Origin of the sequence: Limimaricola soesokkakensis, assembly GCF_900172345.1 — a bacterium.
Classification (GTDB): Bacteria; Pseudomonadota; Alphaproteobacteria; order Rhodobacterales; family Rhodobacteraceae; genus Limimaricola; species Limimaricola soesokkakensis.
In genome coordinates, this window is record NZ_FWFY01000020.1 from 12,912 (window position 1) to 32,391 (window position 19,480).

Genomic DNA, 19,480 nt, shown 5'->3' on the forward strand with positions numbered 1-19,480 from the left:
TGTGGTCTTCCTCCTACGAGGCTGTTGATCCGAGGGACAAGAGAAGTCGTTCGCATCTCGACATTTGTTCGGACTAAGGCCAATCCTGTGCGCATGCCGAACAAGACCCCCGATATCATCGCCTCATTCGCCAAGGGCCTCAGGGTGATCGAGGCATTCGACGCGGCGCATCCGCGGCTCTCGGTGGCCGAGGCGGCGGCGCGCACCGGCCTCGACCGTGCCACTGCACGGCGTTGCCTGCTGACGCTTGTCGCCGGGGGCTACGCCACCCATGACGGCAAGTATTTCACCCTGATGCCACGGGTGCTGCGGCTCGGCATGTCGGCGCTGGCGACGCTGCCCCTGGCGCAATTGGTGCAGCCTTGGCTCGACCAGCTGTCGGAGCGGGTCGGACAGTCGGCCTCGGTGGCGATCCGCGACGACACCGAGATCGTCTATCTCGCCCGCGCGGCGCAGCGGCGGGTGATGTCGATCGGGCTGATGCCCGGCTCAAGGCTGCCGGCGCATTGCACTTCGCTCGGTCGGGTGCTGCTGGCGGCCCTCCCCGAGGCCGAGGCCCGCGCCCTGATCGAGCGCAGCGACCTCGCGCCGCGAACACCGCTCAGCCTGACCGATCCGGAGGCAATCATGGCGCGGGTGTCGGCGGCACGCGCCGACGGCTACGCGATCATCGACCAGGAGGTCGAGCTGGGCCTGCGCTCGATTGCGGTGCCGCTGATCAATGCGCGCGGGCAGACCCTCGCCGCGCTCAATCTCGGCATGGCCGCGACCCAAGAGCGCGCCGAGACGCTGGCCGAGACCTACCTGCCCGAGATGCGTCGGGTGCAGGCGGGTCTAAAGCGCGTTCTCGCTTGAAGGGCCGATTTGCTCGACCGCGTCGCACAGCGCGGCGGCGGCGGCGAGCGCGCGACCTGTCGCCTGCGCCATCTGCGGCAGCACCATCCATTCGAGCTGCCAGGCAGCGCCCGAGCGTTCCTGTTCGTGGACCAGTGCCTGATGCATCGCCGACAGCTGGGTGGCGTTGTAGCGCGCCAGCGTGACCAGCAGCTCGGCCGCGACCGGGTTCTGCTTGTGCGCCATCGCCGAGGAGCCCCCCGCGCCTGACAGTGTCACCTCGCGAGGGGTCTGCTGGGCCATCAGGCACAGATCCTGCCCCATCTTGCCCAAGCCCCCCGAGATCAGCGACATCAGCCCCGCGAATTCGGCCACGCCGTCGCGTCGGGCGTGCCATTGCGGCGCGGGCGCCAGCCCAAGCGCCGCCGCCACGCGCTCCGCCACGGCCGCGCCCTGCCCGCTCAGATCGGCACGTGTGCCGACCGGCCCGCCGAGCTGCAGCCGCGTCACCTGCGGCATGATCCGCTCCAGCCGGTCGAGATGGTCATCGAGCGGCCGCGCCCAGGTCTCGATCCGGTCGGCCACCGAGATCGGCAGCGCCGCCTGCATCCGCGTCCGCCCCATCAGTGCGCGGTCGCCGAAGCGGACGCGCAATGCCTCGAGCGCGGTGCGCAAGATGCCGATCCGGTCGCGGAGCAGCTCGCCGGTGTCGCGCAGCGCGCAGGCCAGCGCGCTGTCGATCACGTCCTGCGAGGTGGCGCCGCGATGCACCGCGCCCGCATCCTCGCCCGCCGCCCGCTTGAGCTGCGCGACCAGCGCCGGGACCGGCAGCCCGTCGCGCGCGGTGCCGTCGCGCATGGCATCCATGTCGATCCGCGCCGCCTCGATCGCCCGCGCCGCGCGCTCGGCCATCGCCGCATCGGCCAGCCCGGCGGCACCAAGGGCGCGGGAATAGGCCGCCTCGAAGGCGATCATCCGCGCCAGATCGGCCTTTGCGCTCCAGATCGCGGCCATCTCAGCATCGCCGAACAGCCCGGACAGCCAGGGATGGTCGAAGACCCCGCTCACCCGACCCGGTCCAGCATCTCGCGGATCATCGCCGCGACCTCGTCGGGCCGCTCGATGCAGGGCAGATGCCCTGCCCCGTCGAGGCAGCGATATTCGGCCCCCGGCACCAGCGCGGCCAGTGCCGAGACCAGCTCCGGCGGGGTCGCGCCGTCATCGCTGCCCGCGAGGCAGAGCGTCGGCACCGCGATGCCGCGCGCCGCCTCGGTGAGGTCGGCGTCACGGATCGCCCGGCAGACCGCCGCGTAGCCTGAGGCCGGGGTTCGGGTCAGCATCATCCGCCAGCCTGCCAGCATCTCGGGCTGCGCGGCGCGGTAGCCCGGCGAGAGCCAGCGTTCGAGGATGGTCTCGGACATGGCAGCGATGCCGTCGCTCTCGACCGTGTCGATCCGCGCGTTCCAGCTGGCGTCGTCGCCGATCCTGTGGCCGGTGTTCGACAGGATCAGCCCGGCCACGAGATCGGGCCGCTCCGCCGACAGGGCCTGCGCGATCATGCCGCCGACCGAAACGCCGCAGACCAGCGCGCCCGACAGCCCGTGCAGATCCATCAGCCCGGCGAGATCGGCGGCGTGGCCCTCCATCCCGAGCGGCCCCTCCTCCGACAGGCCGTGGCCGCGCTTGTCCCACAAAAGGAGCGGCGTCTCGGGGTCGAGCCTGGCCACCACCGCCTGCCAGATCCGCAGATCGGTGCCGAGCGAGTTAGCGAACACCACCGGCCGGCCGCGCCCCTCGCGGATCACATGATGCAACACGGCGCCGTTCGGCGCGGCGAAACGCAGCCCGCTCATGCCACGCCCTTCGGCATCCGCAGTCCCAGCATCTCGCGCGCCTGCGCCCATGTCGCGACGGGACGCTCGTATTTCTCGCAGAGATCGGCGGTGCGCTTGACCAGCGCCGCGTTCGAGGGCGCGAGCCGGTCGCGGTCAAGCCGGACGTTGTCCTCGAGCCCGGTGCGGGTGTGCCCGCCCTTGGCGATCGCCCATTCATTGACGGTGATCTGCGCCGCGCCGATCCCGGCCGCGCACCATAGCGCGTCAGGCGCGAGCCGCTTCAGGGTCTCGATGTAGAAATCGAAGATCGGCTCGTCGACCGGCATCGCGTTCATCACCCCCATCACGAACTGCACATATAGTGGTGCCGCGATCCGCCCATTTTGCGCCATGCGGGTGGCCTGCACGATGTGGCTGAGGTCAAAGGCTTCGATCTCGGGCTTGATGCGATGCTTCACCATCTCCGACGCCAGCCAGTCGACCAGATCCGGCGGGTTCTCGTAAACCCGCGTCGGGAAGTTGTTCGAGCCCACCGAGAGCGAGGCCATGTCCGGCGCCAGCGGCAGCATGCCGCCGCGCGCCTGCCCGGCGCCCGAGCGGCCGCCGGTGGAGAGCTGCACGATCATGCCTGGGCAGTACTTTTCGATCCCCTCTTTCAGCCGGGCAAAGCGTTCGGGGTCCGAGGTCGGCCTGCCCTCGTCGTCGCGCACGTGGCAGTGGGCGATGGACGCCCCGGCCTCGAAGGCCTCCTGCGTGCTCTCGATCTGTTCGTCGATGCTGATTGGCACCGCCGGATTGTTCTCCTTGGTCGGCAGGGAGCCGGTGATCGCGACGCAGATGATGCAGGGATCGGACATGCAAGGCCCCTCAAATGTCGAAGAAAATGGTCTCGGCCTCGCCCTGCAGCCGGATGTCGAAACGGTAGGTGCCGTCGCCCTCGGGCCGGGCCATCAACGTGCTGATCCGGTCCCGGTGCTCGATCCGCGCGAGGATCGGGTCGGCGGCATTGGCTTCCTGCTCGTCGGCGAAATAGATCCGCGTCTGCAGCCCGAGATTGATGCCGCGCGCCACGATCCAGACCGAGACATGCGGCGCCTGCATCCGCCCGTCGCGAAACGGCACGGCCCCCGGCTTCACGGTCTCGAAGGCGAAGGCGCCGGTCTCCATGTCGCCCGCCTGCCGGCCCCAGCCGGTGAAGGCGGGGTCGGCGCCGTCCTGCCCGGCATAGAGCCCGGCGGCGTCGGCCTGCCAGATCTCGACCATCGCGTCGCGCAACGCCGCGCCGGTGCCGTCATAGACGGTGCCGCGCAGGGTGATTTGCTCGCCGCGCACCGCGCCGAGCACCATCCGCTGGCCGAGATCCTCGTCATAGACCCCGTCGATCCCGGCGAAGTTCGGCAGCGCACCGATATGCACATAGGGCCCGGCGGTCTGGCTCGGGCTTTCCTTCAGCCGCTCGATCCGTTGCATCACAGCCCCTCCATGCGGTTCTCGAACAGGGTCTGCCGCCGCCCCCTGAGCACGATGTCGAAGCGGTAGACGCGAGCATCCATCGGGATCGTCGCCTCCATGTCGAGCCTCGCCACCAGGCTCTCGATCCCCTCGCGGCTCGGGATGGTGCCGACGATCGGGCAGTGCCAGATCATCGGGTCGCCATCGAAATACATCTGGGTGATCAGCCGCTGGCCCCAGCTTCGGCCGAACACCGAGAAATGGATATGCGCGGGCCGCCAGTCATTCGGCCCGTTGGGCCACGGGTATGGGCCGGGCTGGATGGTGCGGAACTCGTAGTTGCCGAATTCGTCGGTGATGCAGCGCCCGCAGCCGCCGAAATCCGGGTCCAGCGGGGCGAGATAGCCCTCCTTCTTGTGGCGGTAGCGCCCGCCGGCATTAGCCTGCCAGACCTCGACCAGCGAATGCGGCACGCCGCGTCCGTCCTCGTCGAGAACGCGCCCCTGCACCACGATCCGCGGCCCGATCGCGCCCTCGGGCGACTTGGCATAGTTGTGGATCAGGTCGGCGTCCAATGGTCCGAGCATGTCCTGGGTGAAGACCGGACCGGTTTCCTCGCTCAGCGTGGTCGAGAAGGAGATCGGAGCGCGGACGGGCGAGCGCGCCACCGAGGTCTTGTAGGGCGGCGTCAGCGCCGCTGGATGCCAAGCCCGGTCGCGGGCATAGAGACCGCCGCCGGGGGCGGCATGGCCGCCCGGCGTCTGGGTCACGGCTTGTTTCTGCTGGAACGCGCTCATGCCGCCTCCATCTCGTCGAAGGTCTTCTTTGCGATCGCGATCGCGTGGTTGGCGCGCGGCACGCCCGCATAGATCGCGACATGCAGCAGCGCTTCGAGCACGTCGTCGCGGCTCGCGCCGGTATTGGCCGTGGCGCGGATATGCAGCGCCAGCTCCGCGTCGTTGCCAAGCCCCGCCAGCAGCGCGATGGTCAGCATCGAGCGTTCGCGGTCGCTGATCGTGTCGCGGCTCCAGACATGGCCCCAGGCCGCGTCGGTGATCAGCGCCTGGAACGGCGCGTCGAAGCCTGTCTTGGCCGCCTCAGCGCGGTCGACATGCATGTCGCCCAGCACCCGCCGCCGCGTTGCCGTACCCGCATCCGTGATACTGTTCATGATTTTGGTATCCCTTTTGGCCGAACCAATCGCTTCTGGGCAGCGATACGGAACGGCGCGTTCGGCGCGCCATAGCCCGCATAGGTGCCGCGCCGTTCGACGATTTCGAAGAACAGCCCACCCGGCGTCGGTTGGGAGTAAAGCTGGAAGAACTCACCTCCTGCATCCCGGTCATACATGATCTGCCCAGCCCGCAACCGGGCCAGCAGGCCGGGATCCAGATCGAAGCGCGCAGCGAGGTCATCGTAATAGTTCGACGGGATCGGCAGCGGCGCAAAGCCTATCCCCGTCAATGCGGTCGAGGTGGCAAGAATGTCGTCGCAGGCGAAGGCGGTGTGCTGCACGGCCGAGTTGAAGCTGTCGGCGAGGAAGCGGCCTGCGAAGGTGCGATGCGTCTCTGCCCCGTTCAATGTCAGCCGCAGCGCGCCTTCGGGCGCCTCGATTGCCTGGCTACGCACCAGCCCGTCGGGATCGGCGACGTCGACCATCGGGGATTTCACGAGATCGAAGATCGAAGTGTAGAACAGCGCCCAACTCAGCATCTCATCATAGGCCATGGTCTCGCCCAGATGGTCGATGCGGGTCAGGCCGGCATCGCCCCCCCCTGCGCCTGATCCTGTGTCGGCCTCAGCAACGAACTCGCGCTCCCAGACCCCGGCGAGATCGGCGCTGTCATCGATGAAGTGCATCACCGAGCCGCCGACACCCCGGATCGCTGGAATGTCGGTTTCGCCCGGCCCGACCGGCTGGTGAAAGGGGTTCGCGCCGAGCGCACGTGCTCGCTCCATCGTTGCGGCTGCGTCCGACACGCCGATGCCAATGTCGCAGATCCCGGTGCCATGAGTGACGTAAGCGCTGTGCGCGAAGCCGCTCGTCTCGGTATTGACCACAATTCGGATCTTGCCCTGCTGCCACAGCTCGACCGACTTCGTTCGGTGCCGCCCCGTGCGCGCGAAGCCGAGCGCGGCGAGTTGGCGGGTCAGATCGCCGCTTTCGGCAGCGGAAGTTGCAAATTCTATGAACTCAATCCCGGTGGCGGCGATCCGGTCGGGGATGGGGGGCAGGCCTACCTCGACCCCCGGCTCCTCGCGCCGCACCCGGTCGAGCAGGTGCACCAGCGAGCGGTGCCCATCGCGGGCCACCGTCTCGGGCCGCCCGCCCCGGAACTGGTCGTTGAAGATCTCGAGGCTGACTGGCCCGCGATAACCAGTGGCCATCACCGCGCGCATGAAGGCCGTCACGTCGAGATCGCCCTCGCCGGGCATGTTGCGGAAGTGGCGCGACCAGTAGAGCAGGTCCATCTCGATCAGCGGCGCATCGGCGAGTTGCACGAAGAAGATCCGGTCGCCCGGAACACGGCGGATCGTCTCGGGGTCGAGCTTGCGACCCAGCGTGTGGAAGCTGTCGAGGATCAGCCCGACATTGGGATGGTCGGCGCGACGCACCACCTCCCAAGCATCGCGATGATCGTTGACGTGCCGCCCCCAGGCCAGCGCCTCGTAGCCGACGCGCAGGCCGCGCTTCGCCGCCCGCTCGCCCAGTTCACGGAAATCGTCCGCCGCGCGGTCTATGCCACCTATGGCATCGGAGGCCACCGACGAGCAGACCAGCACCAGATCTGTGCCGAGCTGCTGCATGAGGTCGAATTTGCGCTCGGCCCGGTCGAAGGCCTTCACGCGGCGCGCACCGACCAGCCCCTCGAAGTCGCGAAACGGCTGGAAGATCTCGATTCCAAGCCCATGGTCGCGGATCATCGCGCCGATCTCGGCGGGCGAGCCGGCTTCGGCGATGAAATCCTGTTCGAAAATTTCGATGCCGTCGAAGCCCGCGGCCGCGATCGCTTCGAGCTTCTCGCGCAGGTTACCGGGCACAGAGACCGTGGCGATGGAGCGGCGCATGATCAGTCCTTCCTGAGACGGGCGCGCAGCGCGTCTTCGTCAAGGCTGCGTCCGGTAAAGAGCCGTGAGGCGTGGACCCCCTGATAAAAATAGAGCTCCCAGCCGGAGATGATCTGCAAGCCCTCGGCTGCCGCATCGGTGAGGAACTGCGTGTCCTCGGGCGTGTAGACCGCGTCGAAAGCCCAGGCCGCGCCCGCCATCGCCGCGCGCGGCAGCGGGGTTCCGGGATAGCCGACCATACCGAGCGGCGTGCAGTTGATCAGCCCGTCGCATCCCCGCGCCGCCGCCTCGGCGTCGCCCGCCACCTCGACCATCATCGCCGGCGCCGCAGCGCGGAGCTCGGCGGCCAACGTCTCGGCCTTGGCGCGATCGCGATCCACCAGCCGCAGCGCGGTGGCGCCCAGCCCCGCCAGCCCGAAGGCCACGGCGCGGCCCACGCCGCCGGTGCCGATCATCAGCACCCTGCCCGGGGCCACCGCGCCGCGCACCCTGGCATGCGCAGCCTTGAAGCCGGTGAAGTCGGTGTTGTGCCCCTTTGCCCTGTCGGCCGCGAACAGCACGGTGTTGACCGCGCCGATGCCGCGCACCAGCGGGTCGTCGACCGTGACCTTGCGCGCCGCGACCTCCTTGTAAGGGTAGGTAACGTTGATCCCGGCCCGGGTCGTGGCGCAATCTGCGAACACCGCGTCGAAGTCACGGCCGAGCTCGGCGGGGATCAGGCTGTCGTAGACGGTCGGTATCCCCAGCATCTCGCCGGCGATGCGATGCAGCAGCGGCGAGCGCGAGGCGCGGATGTTATCGCCGATCAACCCGAGACGGAGCGTGTCGCCTGGCATGGTATGGTCCCTTGGCATGTCAGACCCCGTCGCCCCGGGCCCGCGCGGTGCCGAAGCGAGCGCGCAACCCGGTCCAGAGCGGGGTCTGGCTGATGAAGATGAAGACGACGGCGCCGAACAGCACCAGCGACAGCGGGCTGGTGAAGATGCCCATGAACAGCCTTCCCAGATCCTCCTGCTCGGAGATGATCGCCCGGCGCCAGTTCTCGTCGATCAGCCGGCTCAGGATCACGCCGAGAATGACGGGGCCGACCTGGTAGCCGTAGGTCTTCAGCAGGTAGCCGAAGGCGCCGAACAGCAGCATCCAGTAGACGTCGGTGATCGAGTTGTTCACCGCATAGGCGCCGACGATTGACAGCAGCAGGATCAGCGGGATCAGCACCGCGCGCGGCATCTCGACGATCTTGGTGAACAACCGGATGCCGGTCAGGCCGAAGATCAGCATGAAGATGTTGGCCAGCACCAGCGCGCCGGTAATGAACCAGAACATCTGCGGCTGCTCGATCATCAGCATCGGTCCCGGGTTCAGCCCGTGGATGAACATCGCGCCGATGATGATCGCGGTCACCGCGTCGCCGGGAATGCCCAGCGTCAGCATCGGGATGAAGGCGCCGCCGACGGCGGCGTTGTTGGCGGTCTCGGGCGCCACAAGTCCCTCGGCCGCGCCCTCGCCGAACGGCACCTCGGGCTTCTTGGTGACCCGCTTGGCGTGGTCGTAGGCCATCAGTGCCGCGATGTCGCCGCCCGTGCCCGGCAGCGCGCCTATGATCACCCCGATCGACGAGGTCTGCAGCGACAGCGGGAGGTATTTGCCCACCGCCCGCCAGGAGGGCACGATCCGGCCAATGGTCTGCTTCACCGCCGCCTTGTCGATATGATGCAGCTGCGTCAGCGCCTCGGAGACGCCGAACAGCCCGATCATCACCGCGATGAAGGAAATCCCGCCCCACAGCTCGACCATGCCGAAGGTAAAGCGCTCTTCGGCGGTGAGCGGGTCGAGGCCGACCGCGCCGATCAGGAGCCCGAGCGCGCCCGCGAACACCCCCTTGAGCAGGCTCTCGCCCGAGAGCGAGCCGACCAGCAGGATGCCGAGGATCGCCAGCAGCATGTAGTCGCGCGGCTGGAAGGTCAGCGCGAACTCCGACACGAAGGGCGCGGCCACCGCCAGAACGCCGATGCCGATGAAGCCGCCGACGAAGGACATGACGGTCGACAGCCCGATCGCTTCACCGGCCTGCCCCTTCTGCGCCAGCGGGTAGCCGTCGAGCGCGGTGGCGATCGCCGAGGGCGCGCCGGGGATGTTCAGCAGGATCGCGGTGCGCGAGCCGCCATAAACCCCGCCCATGTAGATGCCGACCATCAGGCACAGCGCCGGGTAGACGTCCCAGGCGAAGGTGAAGGAGATCAGGATCGACACCGCCATGGTCACCGACAGGCCGGGGATGGCGCCCACATAGATGCCCGCGAAGGTGCCAAGCGCGACCAGCCCAAGAAGCTTGAGGTCAAGCCAGGAGATCAGGAAGAATTGCAGCGCTTCGGTCATTGCGTGTCACCCCCGGAGAACAGGTTGCCCAGCCAGGCCAGGATCTCGCCCTCGGGCACGACCCCCGACGGCATCAGCACGGTGAACACCAGCCGGAAGATCACATAGACCAAGGCCAGCGAGGCCAGCGAGACGCCGAAGGACCACAGCAGGCCCCGGCGGCGCAGCGCAAAGATCGACACGGTCAGGAACAGCAGCGATGTCGGCAGGAATCCCAGCGGCTTCAGCAGCAGCGCATAGCCCAGCATCATCGCGAACATCGCCAGGATCACCGGCGGGGCCACGTCCGTGAAGAACCGCAGCGCCATGCGCTCGCGCAGCCGCAGCGTCTTGATCAGGATCGCCACCGAGGTCACCAGCATCGCGAAGGCCGCGGCCATCGGGAACGCCCCGGGCGAGGACAACGCCTCGAAGCCCGAGATCAGGATCGCCTGCCACAGCAGGAAACCGCTCAACCCGACGAGGACCACCGCGAAGGCGGTCTCGCCGGGCATCTTCTTGGATGGATCGTGCATGAATCGCCTCCCTGGCGGGGCATGGACGCGGGAAAGGGAATGTACGGGCCGGGACGGCCGCGAAAGGGGGCGGGCCGCGCGCGGCGGCCCGCCGGTCCGCGTTACTCGGGACGCGGGATGTCGAATTCCTCGGGCGAGGCCTTGGCGATGCCGGCGTCGTAGACCAGCCAGCTGGTCACGGACTGCCACTTGTCGAGAAATTCCTGCGCCTCGTCGCCGGAGATGTTCATCACCTGAAAGCCGCGGTCGTCCATTAGCTGCTGAAAATCGGCGTTCTCGACGCCCGCCGCATAGGCCTCAGAGAGCTTGGCGACCACATCGTCGGGTGTGCCCTCTTTGACGAAGACACCGAAGAACGGACCCCAAGGCAAGTAGGTCTCGAAAGCCGGGTAGGCCTCGGTGATCGGCGGCACGTCGGGTAGAGCCTCGTTCGCCTGAGTATCGATCAGCGCCAGCGGTTTGATGCGACCGGCCTTGATCGCCTCGATCGAGGCGCCGAGCACGGCAGGCATCACGTCGATCGCGCCGCCCTGAAGCGCGGTCAGTGCCGGACCGTCGCCATCATAGGGCACCGCCGTCACTGTCAGCTCGATCTCGCTTTGCAGCATCGCGGTGACCACCGAGGGCAGCCCGCCCGGGCCGGTGGAGCCGAACTTCACCTCGTTCGGGTTCTCTTGAATGTAGGCGACCATCTCTTCGAGAGTGTCGAAGGGCGCGTCGTTGTTAGCCACGAGGATCGGCACGCCGCGCGCGATCACGTTGACCGGCACGAAGCTCGAATAGTCGATATCGCCCAGCCCCATCACCTTGTAGAGGAGCGGGTTCTCGGCGCCCATCAGCAGGGTGTAGCCGTCGGCGTCCTGAGCCGAGGCGAACTTGACCGCGATGGCGCCGACGCCGCCGGTCATGTTCTGCATCACCACCTTGCCGCCGAGCATTTCCTCGGCATGAGGGGTCACCGCGCGCATCACCGTGTCGGTCGAGCCGCCAGCCCCCCATTGAATGATGCCCTGGATCTCCTTCTCCGGGTATTCTGCCAGCGCCGGAGCGGCAGTGAAAGCAAGCGCAGCCAGCGCGCCCGTAAACAGCGTCTTCATGTCATCCTCCCAAGGATCGGTTGTGTGCCGGGCGCTCCCATGCCCGTACGACAAGGAGCATCATGACCCCGCGGCCGCGATAACGTCAAATGCCGAGATTGGACACTCGTTAACATGATGTTAATTCTTTGGCCCGGCCCAATCGCGTCTCGACACCGCCCCGGTCAGCTCCGCGCGCAGATCGGCGATCGCCTGCTCGGCGAAGCCCGACAGCACCCTACCCTTCTTGCGGCAGGCATAGGCGGTGATCGAGCTGTCCTCCTCGAGCGCGATCCGCACCAGCCCCGGCATGTAGACCTCGGCCACCGAGAACTCGTCGATGAGCGCCACGCCGAGTCCGTGGCGCACGAGGCTCACCACGGTCTGCGCGAAGCGGCCACGCATCGACTGGCGCGGGTTGAGCCCCGCCGCCTCGAAGGGGGCGAGCAGGATTGCGCCGTAGGGATCGGTCGGATCGACCCCGATCAGCGGCTCGCGCGTGAGTTCGTGGACCGAAACCGTCTCGCACGCGGCCAGCGGGTGATCCTCCGGAACCACCGCAACCAGCCGCCCCGTCGCCACCGGTTCGCTCTCGATGGCGGGGTTCTCGACAGGATAGCTCATCATCACGAACTCGCCGCGCTCGAGAAGCAGGTAGTCGAGCGTCTCCTCGATCTTGAGGATGTTGAGATCGATGTAGAGATCGGGCCAGCGCCGCCTGAGCCTGCGGATCGCTCGCGCGGCGATGAACTGGGCAATCGAGGGGGCCGAGGCGAAGGCCAGCTGTGCGTCCTCGCCGCGCTGGAGCGAGGCGATCGCATAGGTCAGGTTCTCGACATTGTGGTAGACCCGGCCGATCTGTTCGAAGATCGGCCCGGCCTCGACCGATGGCACGAACAGCCCGCCCTTGCGTTCGAACAGGCGCAGCCCGAGCGACTCTTCGGTATGTTTGACCAGACGGCTGACGCCAGGCGCTGAGACACCGAGCAGCGTGGCCGCGCCGTTGATGGTGCCGGTCATCATCACGGCGCGCACCACCTCGACCTGGCGCAGGGTCATGTCCCGCATGTCGCACTCCTCCCTCGCATAGGATTAGGCTAAGCGGCGGGCGGGGCAACTTCGAAACGCGGCCGCCCTCAGGCCGGCCGGACCGCCCCGCCCCGCACGGCGGCGAAGCCATCCTTTCACCGCGAACCTCGCTTGACCGGCGGTACAGAGTTCACAACTGTGAACTCACGTAGTTTTAGGCTGGAGAGCCATCACCATACGCATAGGTGAAAAGGTACCTTGGCGCGCCCGGGCCACCAAACTCCGCAAGTATCCACCTGGATTCCTGATTTCTGAGAAGCGTTGCAGCATCGCGCAAAACGCCGTCGCGGCTTGTTCTATACCCAGAACAGATTTGGCTTCGTGCCATACTGCCTCTGAGATGCCTGACATCGGGCGAACTTTGTCTGCGGCACGGACCAGGTCACTCCAATCTGCAATCGGCTCTGGGTCAAAAATGGCGATTTCGGTGCAAGTTCCGAGAACGAGGCGCAGCGGTGGCAGGGTAGGGAGGGCTTTCTCAGTAACTGTATATTCGTGATGCTTGGAGTTGTCGTTCACAAGTTCTGTTGTTGCGGCTGGAATCTGGGCCGATTCAGAATCTTGAGATTCTTTGTTTGAGTTCTGTTGGTGCTGCTCATTCCGGGCGTCATTGCTGCTCGGCTTCATTGTTTCGTAGCCAACGAACCGTGTCATCGTATCCACCGCCTCCCGCAAGGCGGCCTCTATCCTGGACAAGGTGTCAGCGTCGAGCTTGCGACGCATCGCCTTCGTAGTCGCGGCGGCGAGGTCGGCCATCTGGCCCAACTTCAGGCTGTCGTGGTGGTCGAGCTTGGCCAGATCGAGCAAGGCCAGCAGATCGCGCCTCAGGAGGCTGATGGTCTGGCGCAACGTGGCGCGTTTGACGGCCTCAGTGCGGCAGCTTTCTGCAGCTTGCGCGATCTCGGCGGCACGGTGCAGCATCGGTGACAGGTCGAAACCAAAGGCGATCTTTGTGCCGGCTATCCGGCGGGTGTAGCGCTTGCCGTTCGGGCTGTCGCGACGGATCAAAAACCCCTCCGAGATTAGCTTAGCGAGGTGGCGGCGCATGGTGGAGCAGGGCATGCCATTGGCTCGGGTGCAAATCGTCTCGTTCGACGGATGAACGATCAGCGAGCCCGACGCATCCAATCGCGTGTCGGGATGGCAGCTTAGCAGTGCTTGGAGCACAGTAATATCGCGGTCCGAGAGGCCGAAGCTCGTCCGGGACTCGGTGAGGTCGCGCAAGATCTGCCACTTGTCGAGCTGGCAGGGCGAAAGATTGGGCGGCGAGCGTTGCTCGAGCGCAGTGCGGACAGACTTCTCCGTTCGTCCAAAGGGCGTTATTGAATGGTAACCCATGTCTCGATCACGAAGACAAAGTTTCCCCGTCGTGCGAATCGCTAACGACTTGCACGGGTCGGCGCGGGAGACTACCTTGAAAGTGCTAAGATCAAGTGAGGGTCTCGTGGAGCGTCAGCTTTGCGGGGCTCTTTCTTTGTCTGGGTCGTGCCTCCTGTCGTTGCGGTTGCTGTTGTTAGCTTTTGTCGCGCGCCGTCCAGCGGGCGTGAAGTTCCTCGAACACCTGCTGAGCCTCCGATTCGAGCCAGTCGGCGAAACCCTGATCCTCCAGCTGGAGATCGAGGCCCTTGGCGGTGCGCCTGAGCGTGCCCCCCTTGCGGCCATCAATTTGCAGGGGCCGGCGGGTCGGGGCGGGCGTGGATGCGCGCCGCGGGGCAGGGGGGGCGGCAGGGGGGATGGAGGGGGTCAGTCGTTCCATTACCGCCTCGAAGGCGGCGACTGAGGGATCTTCGTTGGCGTGGGTGCCGCGCGTTATGGCAACCTGTGCGGCAGTGTGCACGTCGTCGGCCAGTTCCGCCAACTCGGCCCGATCGGCGGCCGAGGTCTCGATTGCGCGGGCCATCGCCTCCCAGCGGGGGCGGCCGATGCCATGCGCGGGACCGATCGCGGTGGCGAGGTCGCGGCCGATGGTCTCGGCCACCGAGATCGACATCGACACCGCCGACTTAGCTGTAGTCAGCACCTCGGCGACCTGACGCTGATTGCCGAAGCCGGATTCGACCAATTCCTGCGCGAACAGCGCCTTCTCAATAAAGGACAGATCGCGCCTGGCCATGTTTTCGGAGATCTGTGCTGTTACGGCGCCGCGTTCGTCCATCTGGGCGATCAGCGCGCGGACTTTGCCAACCTTCTCGGAGGTGCGCACTGCCTCGAGCCGGCGGCGGCCATAGACCAGCAAATAGCGGCCATCTTTTTCGGGATGGCGGCGGACCAGAATCGGCACTGCTTGGCCGTTGGCCTCTATCGCTTTGCGCAGGTCGATCACATCCGAAGGGTCGAGCCGGTCGCGGGTGCGGGTGTCGTCGACCTGCGCGGGGTCGAGTTCCCAAACCCGGTGGCTGTCAACCGCATCCCGGGCGGAGCGTAGCGCCCGGTTCGACGACATCATCGGCGCGCCAGGCTGGCTGCCCACGGCGGCGAGGCCGTCGAGCATCGACATGCGCTTTTTGCGGTTCTCGCTCATCGGCGCGGTTCCTCCGTCATTCCTCTTATCGGCCCCAAGTCTTTTGGATCAGCGCGGCGATCTCGTCATTGACCGCGTTCATGCTCTCAAGCGCGCGGTCATAGGTCGACCGGGTAAAGGCGCTGCGCTCAACCTCATAGAGTGTCTGCTTGGTTAGCCCGGCATCCGATATCGCAGTGGATTTCAGCATCGGCGCGTTTAGCACCTTGTCGCCATACATGGTGCGCAGGAAGGCAACGATCCGGTTCTGTGGTGCGTCGGTCGGCTCGTAGCGGGTGAGCAGGTAGCGCATCCAATCGTGCTTCATGTCGGCGCCGCTCTCGGCGATCACGTCCATCAGGTCGGCAGTCATCCGAAGGAACTGCGACATCGACATCACGTCGAGCATTTCGGGATGGATGGTAACCAGCACCCCGGTCGCGGCCGAGAGTGCCGACATGGTGAGAAAGCCCAGCTGCGGAGGGCAGTCGATAACCACCACGTCGTAGCGGTCTTCGACCTGCGACAGCGCCTCGCGCACTCGGAAGAAGAACAGCCCTGCCTCACCCTGCGCCAGCGCTCGCGGTGTCTCGTGCTCGAACTCCATTAACTCGAGATTGCCCGGAATTAGGTCGAGGCCGGGGATGTAGGTTGGGCGGATGATGGTGTTTATTGGCACGGGAGCATGGTAGCGGATCGCGTCGTAGAGCGTGCCGCCCTCGAGCAGGTCAAACTCGGGCTGTACACCGTGCAGCGCGGTCAGCGAGGCCTGCGGGTCGAGGTCGATCGCCAGCACCTGGTAGCCTTGCAGTGCCAGCCGCTGCGCCAAGTGCGCCGAGCTGGTGGTCTTGCCCGAGCCGCCCTTAAAGTTCATTACGCCGATGATCTGGAGGTGGTCGCCCTCGCGGCGGCCAGGTAGGTAGTCGCCGGGCCGACGGGCCGTCTTTTCCAGAAGAACCCGCAGCGCCTGAAGGTCTTGGACCGAATAAAGCCTGCGGTTGCCGGGGGTTAACTCAGGCGAGGGGCCTTTGCCGTCGAGGTGCAGCTTGCGCAGGTAGGAATCATTGACTCCAAGTAGCGCCGCGGCCTCGCCAGAGGTGAAACGGCGCATCTCCTTGGAGGCGTCCGGCGGAAACAGACTCTCGGCTTGGGCGTGCAGCTGGGCAGTGAGGCGTTCGGAATGATCGCGAATAACGGCGTTCAGCTCGTCGGCCTGTCTGATATTTTGCATTCGCACCGTCCGCGCCCATCGCTCTGTGTATTGACCGGCCAGCCATCGTGTTCACGGTTTTTGGCGTTTTCCGGCACTGTTCCGTGACTATTGGCCGGGCGAAACGAGTCTTGCAAGGATTATTCTACAAATTCTTGACCATATCCGCGTCGATGCGGCAGCCGCGCATAGGCGGTGGTATCGTTCTGCCCGGTGCCCGATACGGTCCCGGCGGGTCCATTTTGTGCCAAGGAAGGCATCCACACATGTCTGGTGAGACGAGGGCAAAGACACCTCCGGGGTAGAGAAGGCAACCATCTCAAAATATGTGAGTTCAATGCTGGTTACGACGCGGGTTCAGGACCGGTCGAGTTGGCGGAGTTCCTCGGCGAAGGCCTCGGCCGGAGTCCGGTAGCCGAGGCAGCGTCTTGGCGTGGCGTTCAGCTGCGCGCTGATCTCCGCCATCGCGTGGTCTGACAATGCGGCGATGGCCATATTGCGCGGCAGATAGCGCCGGGCGCGCTTATTCAGGTTCTCGACTGAGCCTTTCTGCCAAGGCGCCTGCGGGTCGCAAAACATGGGGTAATCGCTTGGTGCGTTTGCCTCGTGGTCGATACGGAGCAGGGTTTCCCACCGATATGATTTGGGGATCGAGTCCGTTGGGCTCCCGACCGCATCGGATGGAGATCGGCCATGACGCAGTATGTTGGACTGGATGTTTCGCTGAAGGACACGGCGATCGCGATCCGCTAAGGCGGCAAGCGGATCTGGCGCGGAAAATGTTGCTCGGATCCCGCCGCCCTTGCGCGGACGATCCGCAAGCACGCTCCTGATTCGGAGAAGGTTGTCTTCGAGACCGGGCCGCTCGCGACCTGGTTCTTTCACTCCTTGTCGGGGGAGGGGCTTCCCGCGATCTGCATTGAGGCCCGCCATGCCCAGAAAATCCTGGGAGAGGCGCTCAACAAGACCGATGCCAACGACGCGGAAGGCCTGGCACGCCTCGCGGAGACCGGCTTTTACAAAGCCGTGCGGGTGAAGTCGTTCGGGGCCATGCGGATCCGCACGCTGGTTGCGGCGCGCGCGCAGCTTCTGGGCATCACGACCCAGCTGTCCAACCAGATCCGTGGCATCATGAAGACGTTCGGCCTCATCGTCCCCAAGAGCAAGGGGCGCGTCTTCCTGTCTCATGTCCAAGACCTGCTGCACGGGCAGTCCCAACTGGAACAGATCATCATGCCGCTTGTGGAGGTCTGGCAGGCCGTCCGGGCTCGGGTGTCCGAACTCAGCCGCCAGCTTCTGGCCGCGGCCCGGCACGGGCGGAGCACGAGGTTGCTGATGACGATCCCCGGCATCGGAGCGATCACGGCGGTTTCCTTTGTCGCCGCGGTGGATGACCCGGGGAACTTCCGGAACTCGCGGTCCCTCGGGGCCTGGCTCGGCCTGACACCCCGCCGCTATCAGTCCGGCGCGGTGGATTTCGACGGACACATCTCGCGACGTGGCGATCATTACCTGCGCGGACTTCTCTATGAGGCGGCGACTGCATTGCTTGCGAGGACGAGCGCCGACACGACGAGCCACCTCAAGATATGGGGTCTGCAATTGCGCGAGCGTCTTGTTTTCAAACGCGCGGCGATCGCTGTCGCGCACAAGCTGTCTGTCATCATGCACACCATGCTGAAGACCGGCCAGCCATTCATACCGACACGTGAAGGGTTTGCCTGAGAAAACCCTTCGCGCATCAAGCTCAGCACGTCGATGACCTGACGTGAGGAGGCGTCCCTGTCGTGGACGGAGGTCTGGCCAATCCGAGTCACGTGGCGGCAGCTCAAAGAGACTGCGCGCAGAACATGAGGGAGGCCACACCTGCGGAACCCGAAATGCGGCGGTCACGTGCCGACCGCGAAGACAACCATGCCCCCGACATACGCATGCCCTCCGTCATGGCGAACCGCTGAATATTCTCGAGCCCATTCAATCGCGCTGCGCTGCAAGCCAGTGCGATACGGTCTTCATTGGTTGCAAGGATTGACCGGGCTGCTGCGATTAGACAACCACGCCTCGGTGCCCATTCCCGTTCTCAGATCACGCCAGCGGTTGAACTCAAGCCCCCGGTCGAAAGTGATCGAGCGCCGTGCGGACAGGGGCAGGGGCGACAGCAGGGCGATCAGGCGGTTCATCAAGTGCTTGGAGCTGCGGTCGTTGTTGCGGAACAGGACGGCATAGCGGGTCTTGCGCTCCACCAGCGAGGCCACGTTGGCCTTGCCCAACTCTTTGCGAAAGATCATCAAATCGCCTTGTGGATTCAATGCTGGTTGCGACACAGGGTCAGGACCGGTCGAGTTGGCGGAGTTCCTCAGCGAAGGCCTCGGCCGGTGTCCGGTAGCCGAGGCAGCGTCTTGGCGTGGCGTTCAGCTGAGCGCTGATCTCGGCCATCGCATGGTCCGATAGAGCGGCGACGGCCGTTTCGCGCGGCAGGTAGCGCCGGGCGCGTTTGTTCAGGTTCTCGACTGAGCCTTTCTGCCAAGGCGCCTGCGGGTCGCAGAACCACGCCTCGGTGCCCATTCCCGTTCTCAGATCACGCCAGCGGTTGAACTCGAGCCCCCGGTCGAAGGTGATTGAGCGTCGTGCGGATAGAGGCAGGGGCGACAGCAGGGCGATCAGACGGTTCATCAGATGCTTGGAGCTGCGGTCGTTGTTGCGGAACAGGACCGCATAGCGCGTCTTGCGCTCCACCAGCGAGGCCACGTTGGCCTTGCCCAACTCCTTGCGAAAGATCATCAAATCGCCTTCCCAGTCTCCGAACCCACTACGGTCGTTGACGTGGTCCGGCCGGTTCTGGATCGCGCGTTCCAATGGAAAGACGAGGCTTCGAGACCGACGGGCATAACGGGGTTTGCGCTGGCGGCGACGCTCGGGCAGGTGACGCGCCAGGTCCTGGCTCTGACCATCCTGTGAGTAGACGAAGGCGTAGATCGTTTCATGGCAAATGGTGCTGCGATGCTCTTCGAAGCGTAGCCGCCCGGCGATCTGCTCGGGTGACCAACCAGCTTTCAAGCGATCGATGACGGCCTCGCGCAGGGCCGTCATCCGGATCAGTTTACGACGCCTGTGGCGGCGCTCGGCGGCCCGTTTCTGGGCCAGCATGCCGTAGTAGCCGCTGAGATGGGGCAGCTCGCTGTCTTCGAACCGATTACGCTGGATCTCGCGGTAGATCGTCGAGCGATGGCGGGACAATCTCGCCGCAATACTTGCCATGGACATCTTCGCCTGTAGAAGGTCTTCAACCAGACGCCGTTCTCGTAGATCCAGCTCGCGGTGGGCCATCTTCCAAACTCCTGTGTTTGCGACAGGATAGAGCGTTTGTCGCAACCCAGTTTAGAAAGTGCCCCCTTGTGGGCTCACGCTGAAGCGCAATTTTCACGGCTTCAACTTACTCGCCTGACTTCATTGCCTCCATCAGCTTTTCCCGGAAGACTTCGGCCGGGGTCCGGTAGCCCAGGCACTTCCGGGGCGTGGCG

Annotated in this window: 17 protein-coding genes and 3 pseudogenes; 2 read left to right on the forward strand and 18 right to left on the reverse strand. The window is 65.6% G+C overall.

Translation table 11 applies throughout. From position 1 onward, the window contains the following. Window positions 1-93: 93 nt before the first annotated feature. Window positions 94-855, forward strand: a complete 762-nt coding sequence (locus LOS8367_RS17840) for an IclR family transcriptional regulator domain-containing protein (RefSeq protein ID WP_085897897.1) — start codon at window positions 94-96, stop codon at window positions 853-855. Here the strand turns inward: LOS8367_RS17840 and LOS8367_RS17845 are convergent. From LOS8367_RS17845 to LOS8367_RS17920, 16 genes and pseudogenes are all read right to left on the reverse strand, one after another. Further along, on the reverse strand, window positions 835-1,902 hold the full coding sequence (locus LOS8367_RS17845; RefSeq protein ID WP_085897898.1) for a 3-carboxy-cis,cis-muconate cycloisomerase: 1,068 nt from the start codon (window positions 1,900-1,902) through the stop codon (window positions 835-837). The genes LOS8367_RS17840 and LOS8367_RS17845 overlap by 21 nt on opposite strands. Continuing rightward, a complete protein-coding gene (pcaD, locus tag LOS8367_RS17850) occupies window positions 1,899-2,687 on the reverse strand; it encodes a 3-oxoadipate enol-lactonase (protein ID WP_106535134.1) in 789 nt (262 codons plus the stop codon). Before pcaD ends, LOS8367_RS17845 begins: the two co-directional genes overlap by 4 nt. Next, on the reverse strand, window positions 2,684-3,526 hold the full coding sequence (locus LOS8367_RS17855) for a 3-oxoadipate:acetyl-CoA acetyltransferase (protein WP_085897899.1): 843 nt from the start codon (window positions 3,524-3,526) through the stop codon (window positions 2,684-2,686). The genes pcaD and LOS8367_RS17855 overlap by 4 nt, the downstream gene beginning before the upstream one ends. Window positions 3,527-3,536: 10 nt before the next feature. After that, window positions 3,537-4,139 (reverse strand): protocatechuate 3,4-dioxygenase subunit alpha, encoded by a 603-nt coding sequence (gene pcaG, locus LOS8367_RS17860; protein ID WP_085897900.1) that lies wholly within the window; start codon window positions 4,137-4,139, stop codon window positions 3,537-3,539. Beyond that, complete coding sequence (gene pcaH / locus LOS8367_RS17865; RefSeq protein ID WP_085897901.1) at window positions 4,139-4,918, reverse strand: protocatechuate 3,4-dioxygenase subunit beta; 780 nt, start codon at window positions 4,916-4,918, stop codon at window positions 4,139-4,141. The genes pcaG and pcaH overlap by 1 nt, the downstream gene beginning before the upstream one ends. Beyond that, a complete protein-coding gene (gene pcaC / locus LOS8367_RS17870) occupies window positions 4,915-5,292 on the reverse strand; it encodes a 4-carboxymuconolactone decarboxylase (protein ID WP_085897902.1) in 378 nt (125 codons plus the stop codon). The genes pcaH and pcaC overlap by 4 nt, the downstream gene beginning before the upstream one ends. Beyond that, entirely contained in the window at window positions 5,289-7,190 is a 1,902-nt protein-coding gene (locus LOS8367_RS17875; protein WP_085897903.1) for a bifunctional sugar phosphate isomerase/epimerase/4-hydroxyphenylpyruvate dioxygenase family protein, read from the reverse strand. Before LOS8367_RS17875 ends, pcaC begins: the two co-directional genes overlap by 4 nt. A 2-nt stretch (window positions 7,191-7,192) precedes the next feature. Continuing rightward, on the reverse strand, window positions 7,193-8,026 hold the full coding sequence (locus tag LOS8367_RS17880; protein WP_085897904.1) for a shikimate dehydrogenase family protein: 834 nt from the start codon (window positions 8,024-8,026) through the stop codon (window positions 7,193-7,195). A gap of 19 nt (window positions 8,027-8,045) precedes the next feature. Further along, window positions 8,046-9,569 (reverse strand): tripartite tricarboxylate transporter permease, encoded by a 1,524-nt coding sequence (locus tag LOS8367_RS17885; RefSeq protein WP_085897905.1) that lies wholly within the window; start codon window positions 9,567-9,569, stop codon window positions 8,046-8,048. After that, window positions 9,566-10,084: a tripartite tricarboxylate transporter TctB family protein gene (locus LOS8367_RS17890; RefSeq protein WP_085897906.1), complete on the reverse strand. Its 519-nt coding sequence runs from the start codon at window positions 10,082-10,084 to the stop codon at window positions 9,566-9,568. Before LOS8367_RS17890 ends, LOS8367_RS17885 begins: the two co-directional genes overlap by 4 nt. A gap of 101 nt (window positions 10,085-10,185) precedes the next feature. Beyond that, a complete protein-coding gene (locus LOS8367_RS17895; RefSeq protein WP_085897907.1) occupies window positions 10,186-11,181 on the reverse strand; it encodes a tripartite tricarboxylate transporter substrate binding protein in 996 nt (331 codons plus the stop codon). 120 nt (window positions 11,182-11,301) lie between these two features. Continuing rightward, window positions 11,302-12,228, reverse strand: a complete 927-nt coding sequence (locus tag LOS8367_RS17900; protein WP_085897908.1) for a LysR family transcriptional regulator — start codon at window positions 12,226-12,228, stop codon at window positions 11,302-11,304. A 165-nt stretch (window positions 12,229-12,393) separates the two neighbouring features. Beyond that, window positions 12,394-13,587 (reverse strand): plasmid replication protein RepC, encoded by a 1,194-nt coding sequence (gene repC, locus LOS8367_RS17905; protein ID WP_085897909.1) that lies wholly within the window; start codon window positions 13,585-13,587, stop codon window positions 12,394-12,396. Between the two features lie 175 nt (window positions 13,588-13,762). Further along, window positions 13,763-14,770 carry a plasmid partitioning protein RepB gene (repB, locus tag LOS8367_RS17910; protein ID WP_085897910.1) on the reverse strand — a complete coding sequence of 336 codons (1,008 nt, stop codon included), beginning with the start codon at window positions 14,768-14,770 and terminating at the stop codon, window positions 13,763-13,765. 25 nt (window positions 14,771-14,795) lie between these two features. Next, a complete protein-coding gene (repA, locus tag LOS8367_RS17915) occupies window positions 14,796-15,980 on the reverse strand; it encodes a plasmid partitioning protein RepA (protein ID WP_085897911.1) in 1,185 nt (394 codons plus the stop codon). A gap of 336 nt (window positions 15,981-16,316) precedes the next feature. After that, window positions 16,317-16,535 (reverse strand): annotated as a pseudogene (locus tag LOS8367_RS17920) (transposase); the annotation flags it as partial. A gap of 117 nt (window positions 16,536-16,652) precedes the next feature. Here LOS8367_RS17920 and LOS8367_RS17925 point away from each other — a divergent pair. After that, window positions 16,653-17,684: pseudogene (locus LOS8367_RS17925) on the forward strand (IS110 family RNA-guided transposase). A gap of 308 nt (window positions 17,685-17,992) precedes the next feature. Here the strand turns inward: LOS8367_RS17925 and LOS8367_RS17930 are convergent. Next, window positions 17,993-18,259 (reverse strand): annotated as a pseudogene (locus tag LOS8367_RS17930) (IS30 family transposase); the annotation flags it as partial. 28 nt (window positions 18,260-18,287) lie between these two features. Then, the gene (locus LOS8367_RS17935; RefSeq protein WP_085897914.1) at window positions 18,288-19,286 is read right to left on the reverse strand and encodes an IS30 family transposase; all 999 of its coding nucleotides are present in this window, start codon (window positions 19,284-19,286) and stop codon (window positions 18,288-18,290) included. Window positions 19,287-19,480 lie beyond the last annotated feature (194 nt).

Bases quoted from the DNA above. Each gene is read 5' to 3' on its own strand.
- LOS8367_RS17840 (WP_085897897.1), top strand. From the start codon at position 94: ATGCCGAACAAGACCCCCGATATCATCGCCTCATTCGCCAAGGGCCTC.
- pcaD (WP_106535134.1), bottom strand. From the start codon at position 2,687: ATGAGCGGGCTGCGTTTCGCCGCGCCGAACGGCGCCGTGTTGCATCAT.
- LOS8367_RS17855 (WP_085897899.1), bottom strand. From the start codon at position 3,526: ATGTCCGATCCCTGCATCATCTGCGTCGCGATCACCGGCTCCCTGCCG.
- pcaG (WP_085897900.1), bottom strand. From the start codon at position 4,139: ATGCAACGGATCGAGCGGCTGAAGGAAAGCCCGAGCCAGACCGCCGGG.
- pcaH (WP_085897901.1), bottom strand. From the start codon at position 4,918: ATGAGCGCGTTCCAGCAGAAACAAGCCGTGACCCAGACGCCGGGCGGC.
- pcaC (WP_085897902.1), bottom strand. From the start codon at position 5,292: ATGAACAGTATCACGGATGCGGGTACGGCAACGCGGCGGCGGGTGCTG.
- LOS8367_RS17875 (WP_085897903.1), bottom strand. From the start codon at position 7,190: ATGCGCCGCTCCATCGCCACGGTCTCTGTGCCCGGTAACCTGCGCGAG.
- LOS8367_RS17880 (WP_085897904.1), bottom strand. From the start codon at position 8,026: ATGCCAGGCGACACGCTCCGTCTCGGGTTGATCGGCGATAACATCCGC.
- LOS8367_RS17885 (WP_085897905.1), bottom strand. From the start codon at position 9,569: ATGACCGAAGCGCTGCAATTCTTCCTGATCTCCTGGCTTGACCTCAAG.
- LOS8367_RS17890 (WP_085897906.1), bottom strand. From the start codon at position 10,084: ATGCACGATCCATCCAAGAAGATGCCCGGCGAGACCGCCTTCGCGGTG.
- LOS8367_RS17895 (WP_085897907.1), bottom strand. From the start codon at position 11,181: ATGAAGACGCTGTTTACGGGCGCGCTGGCTGCGCTTGCTTTCACTGCC.
- LOS8367_RS17900 (WP_085897908.1), bottom strand. From the start codon at position 12,228: ATGCGGGACATGACCCTGCGCCAGGTCGAGGTGGTGCGCGCCGTGATG.
- repC (WP_085897909.1), bottom strand. From the start codon at position 13,587: ATGGGTTACCATTCAATAACGCCCTTTGGACGAACGGAGAAGTCTGTC.
- repB (WP_085897910.1), bottom strand. From the start codon at position 14,770: ATGAGCGAGAACCGCAAAAAGCGCATGTCGATGCTCGACGGCCTCGCC.
- repA (WP_085897911.1), bottom strand. From the start codon at position 15,980: ATGCAAAATATCAGACAGGCCGACGAGCTGAACGCCGTTATTCGCGAT.
- LOS8367_RS17935 (WP_085897914.1), bottom strand. From the start codon at position 19,286: ATGGCCCACCGCGAGCTGGATCTACGAGAACGGCGTCTGGTTGAAGAC.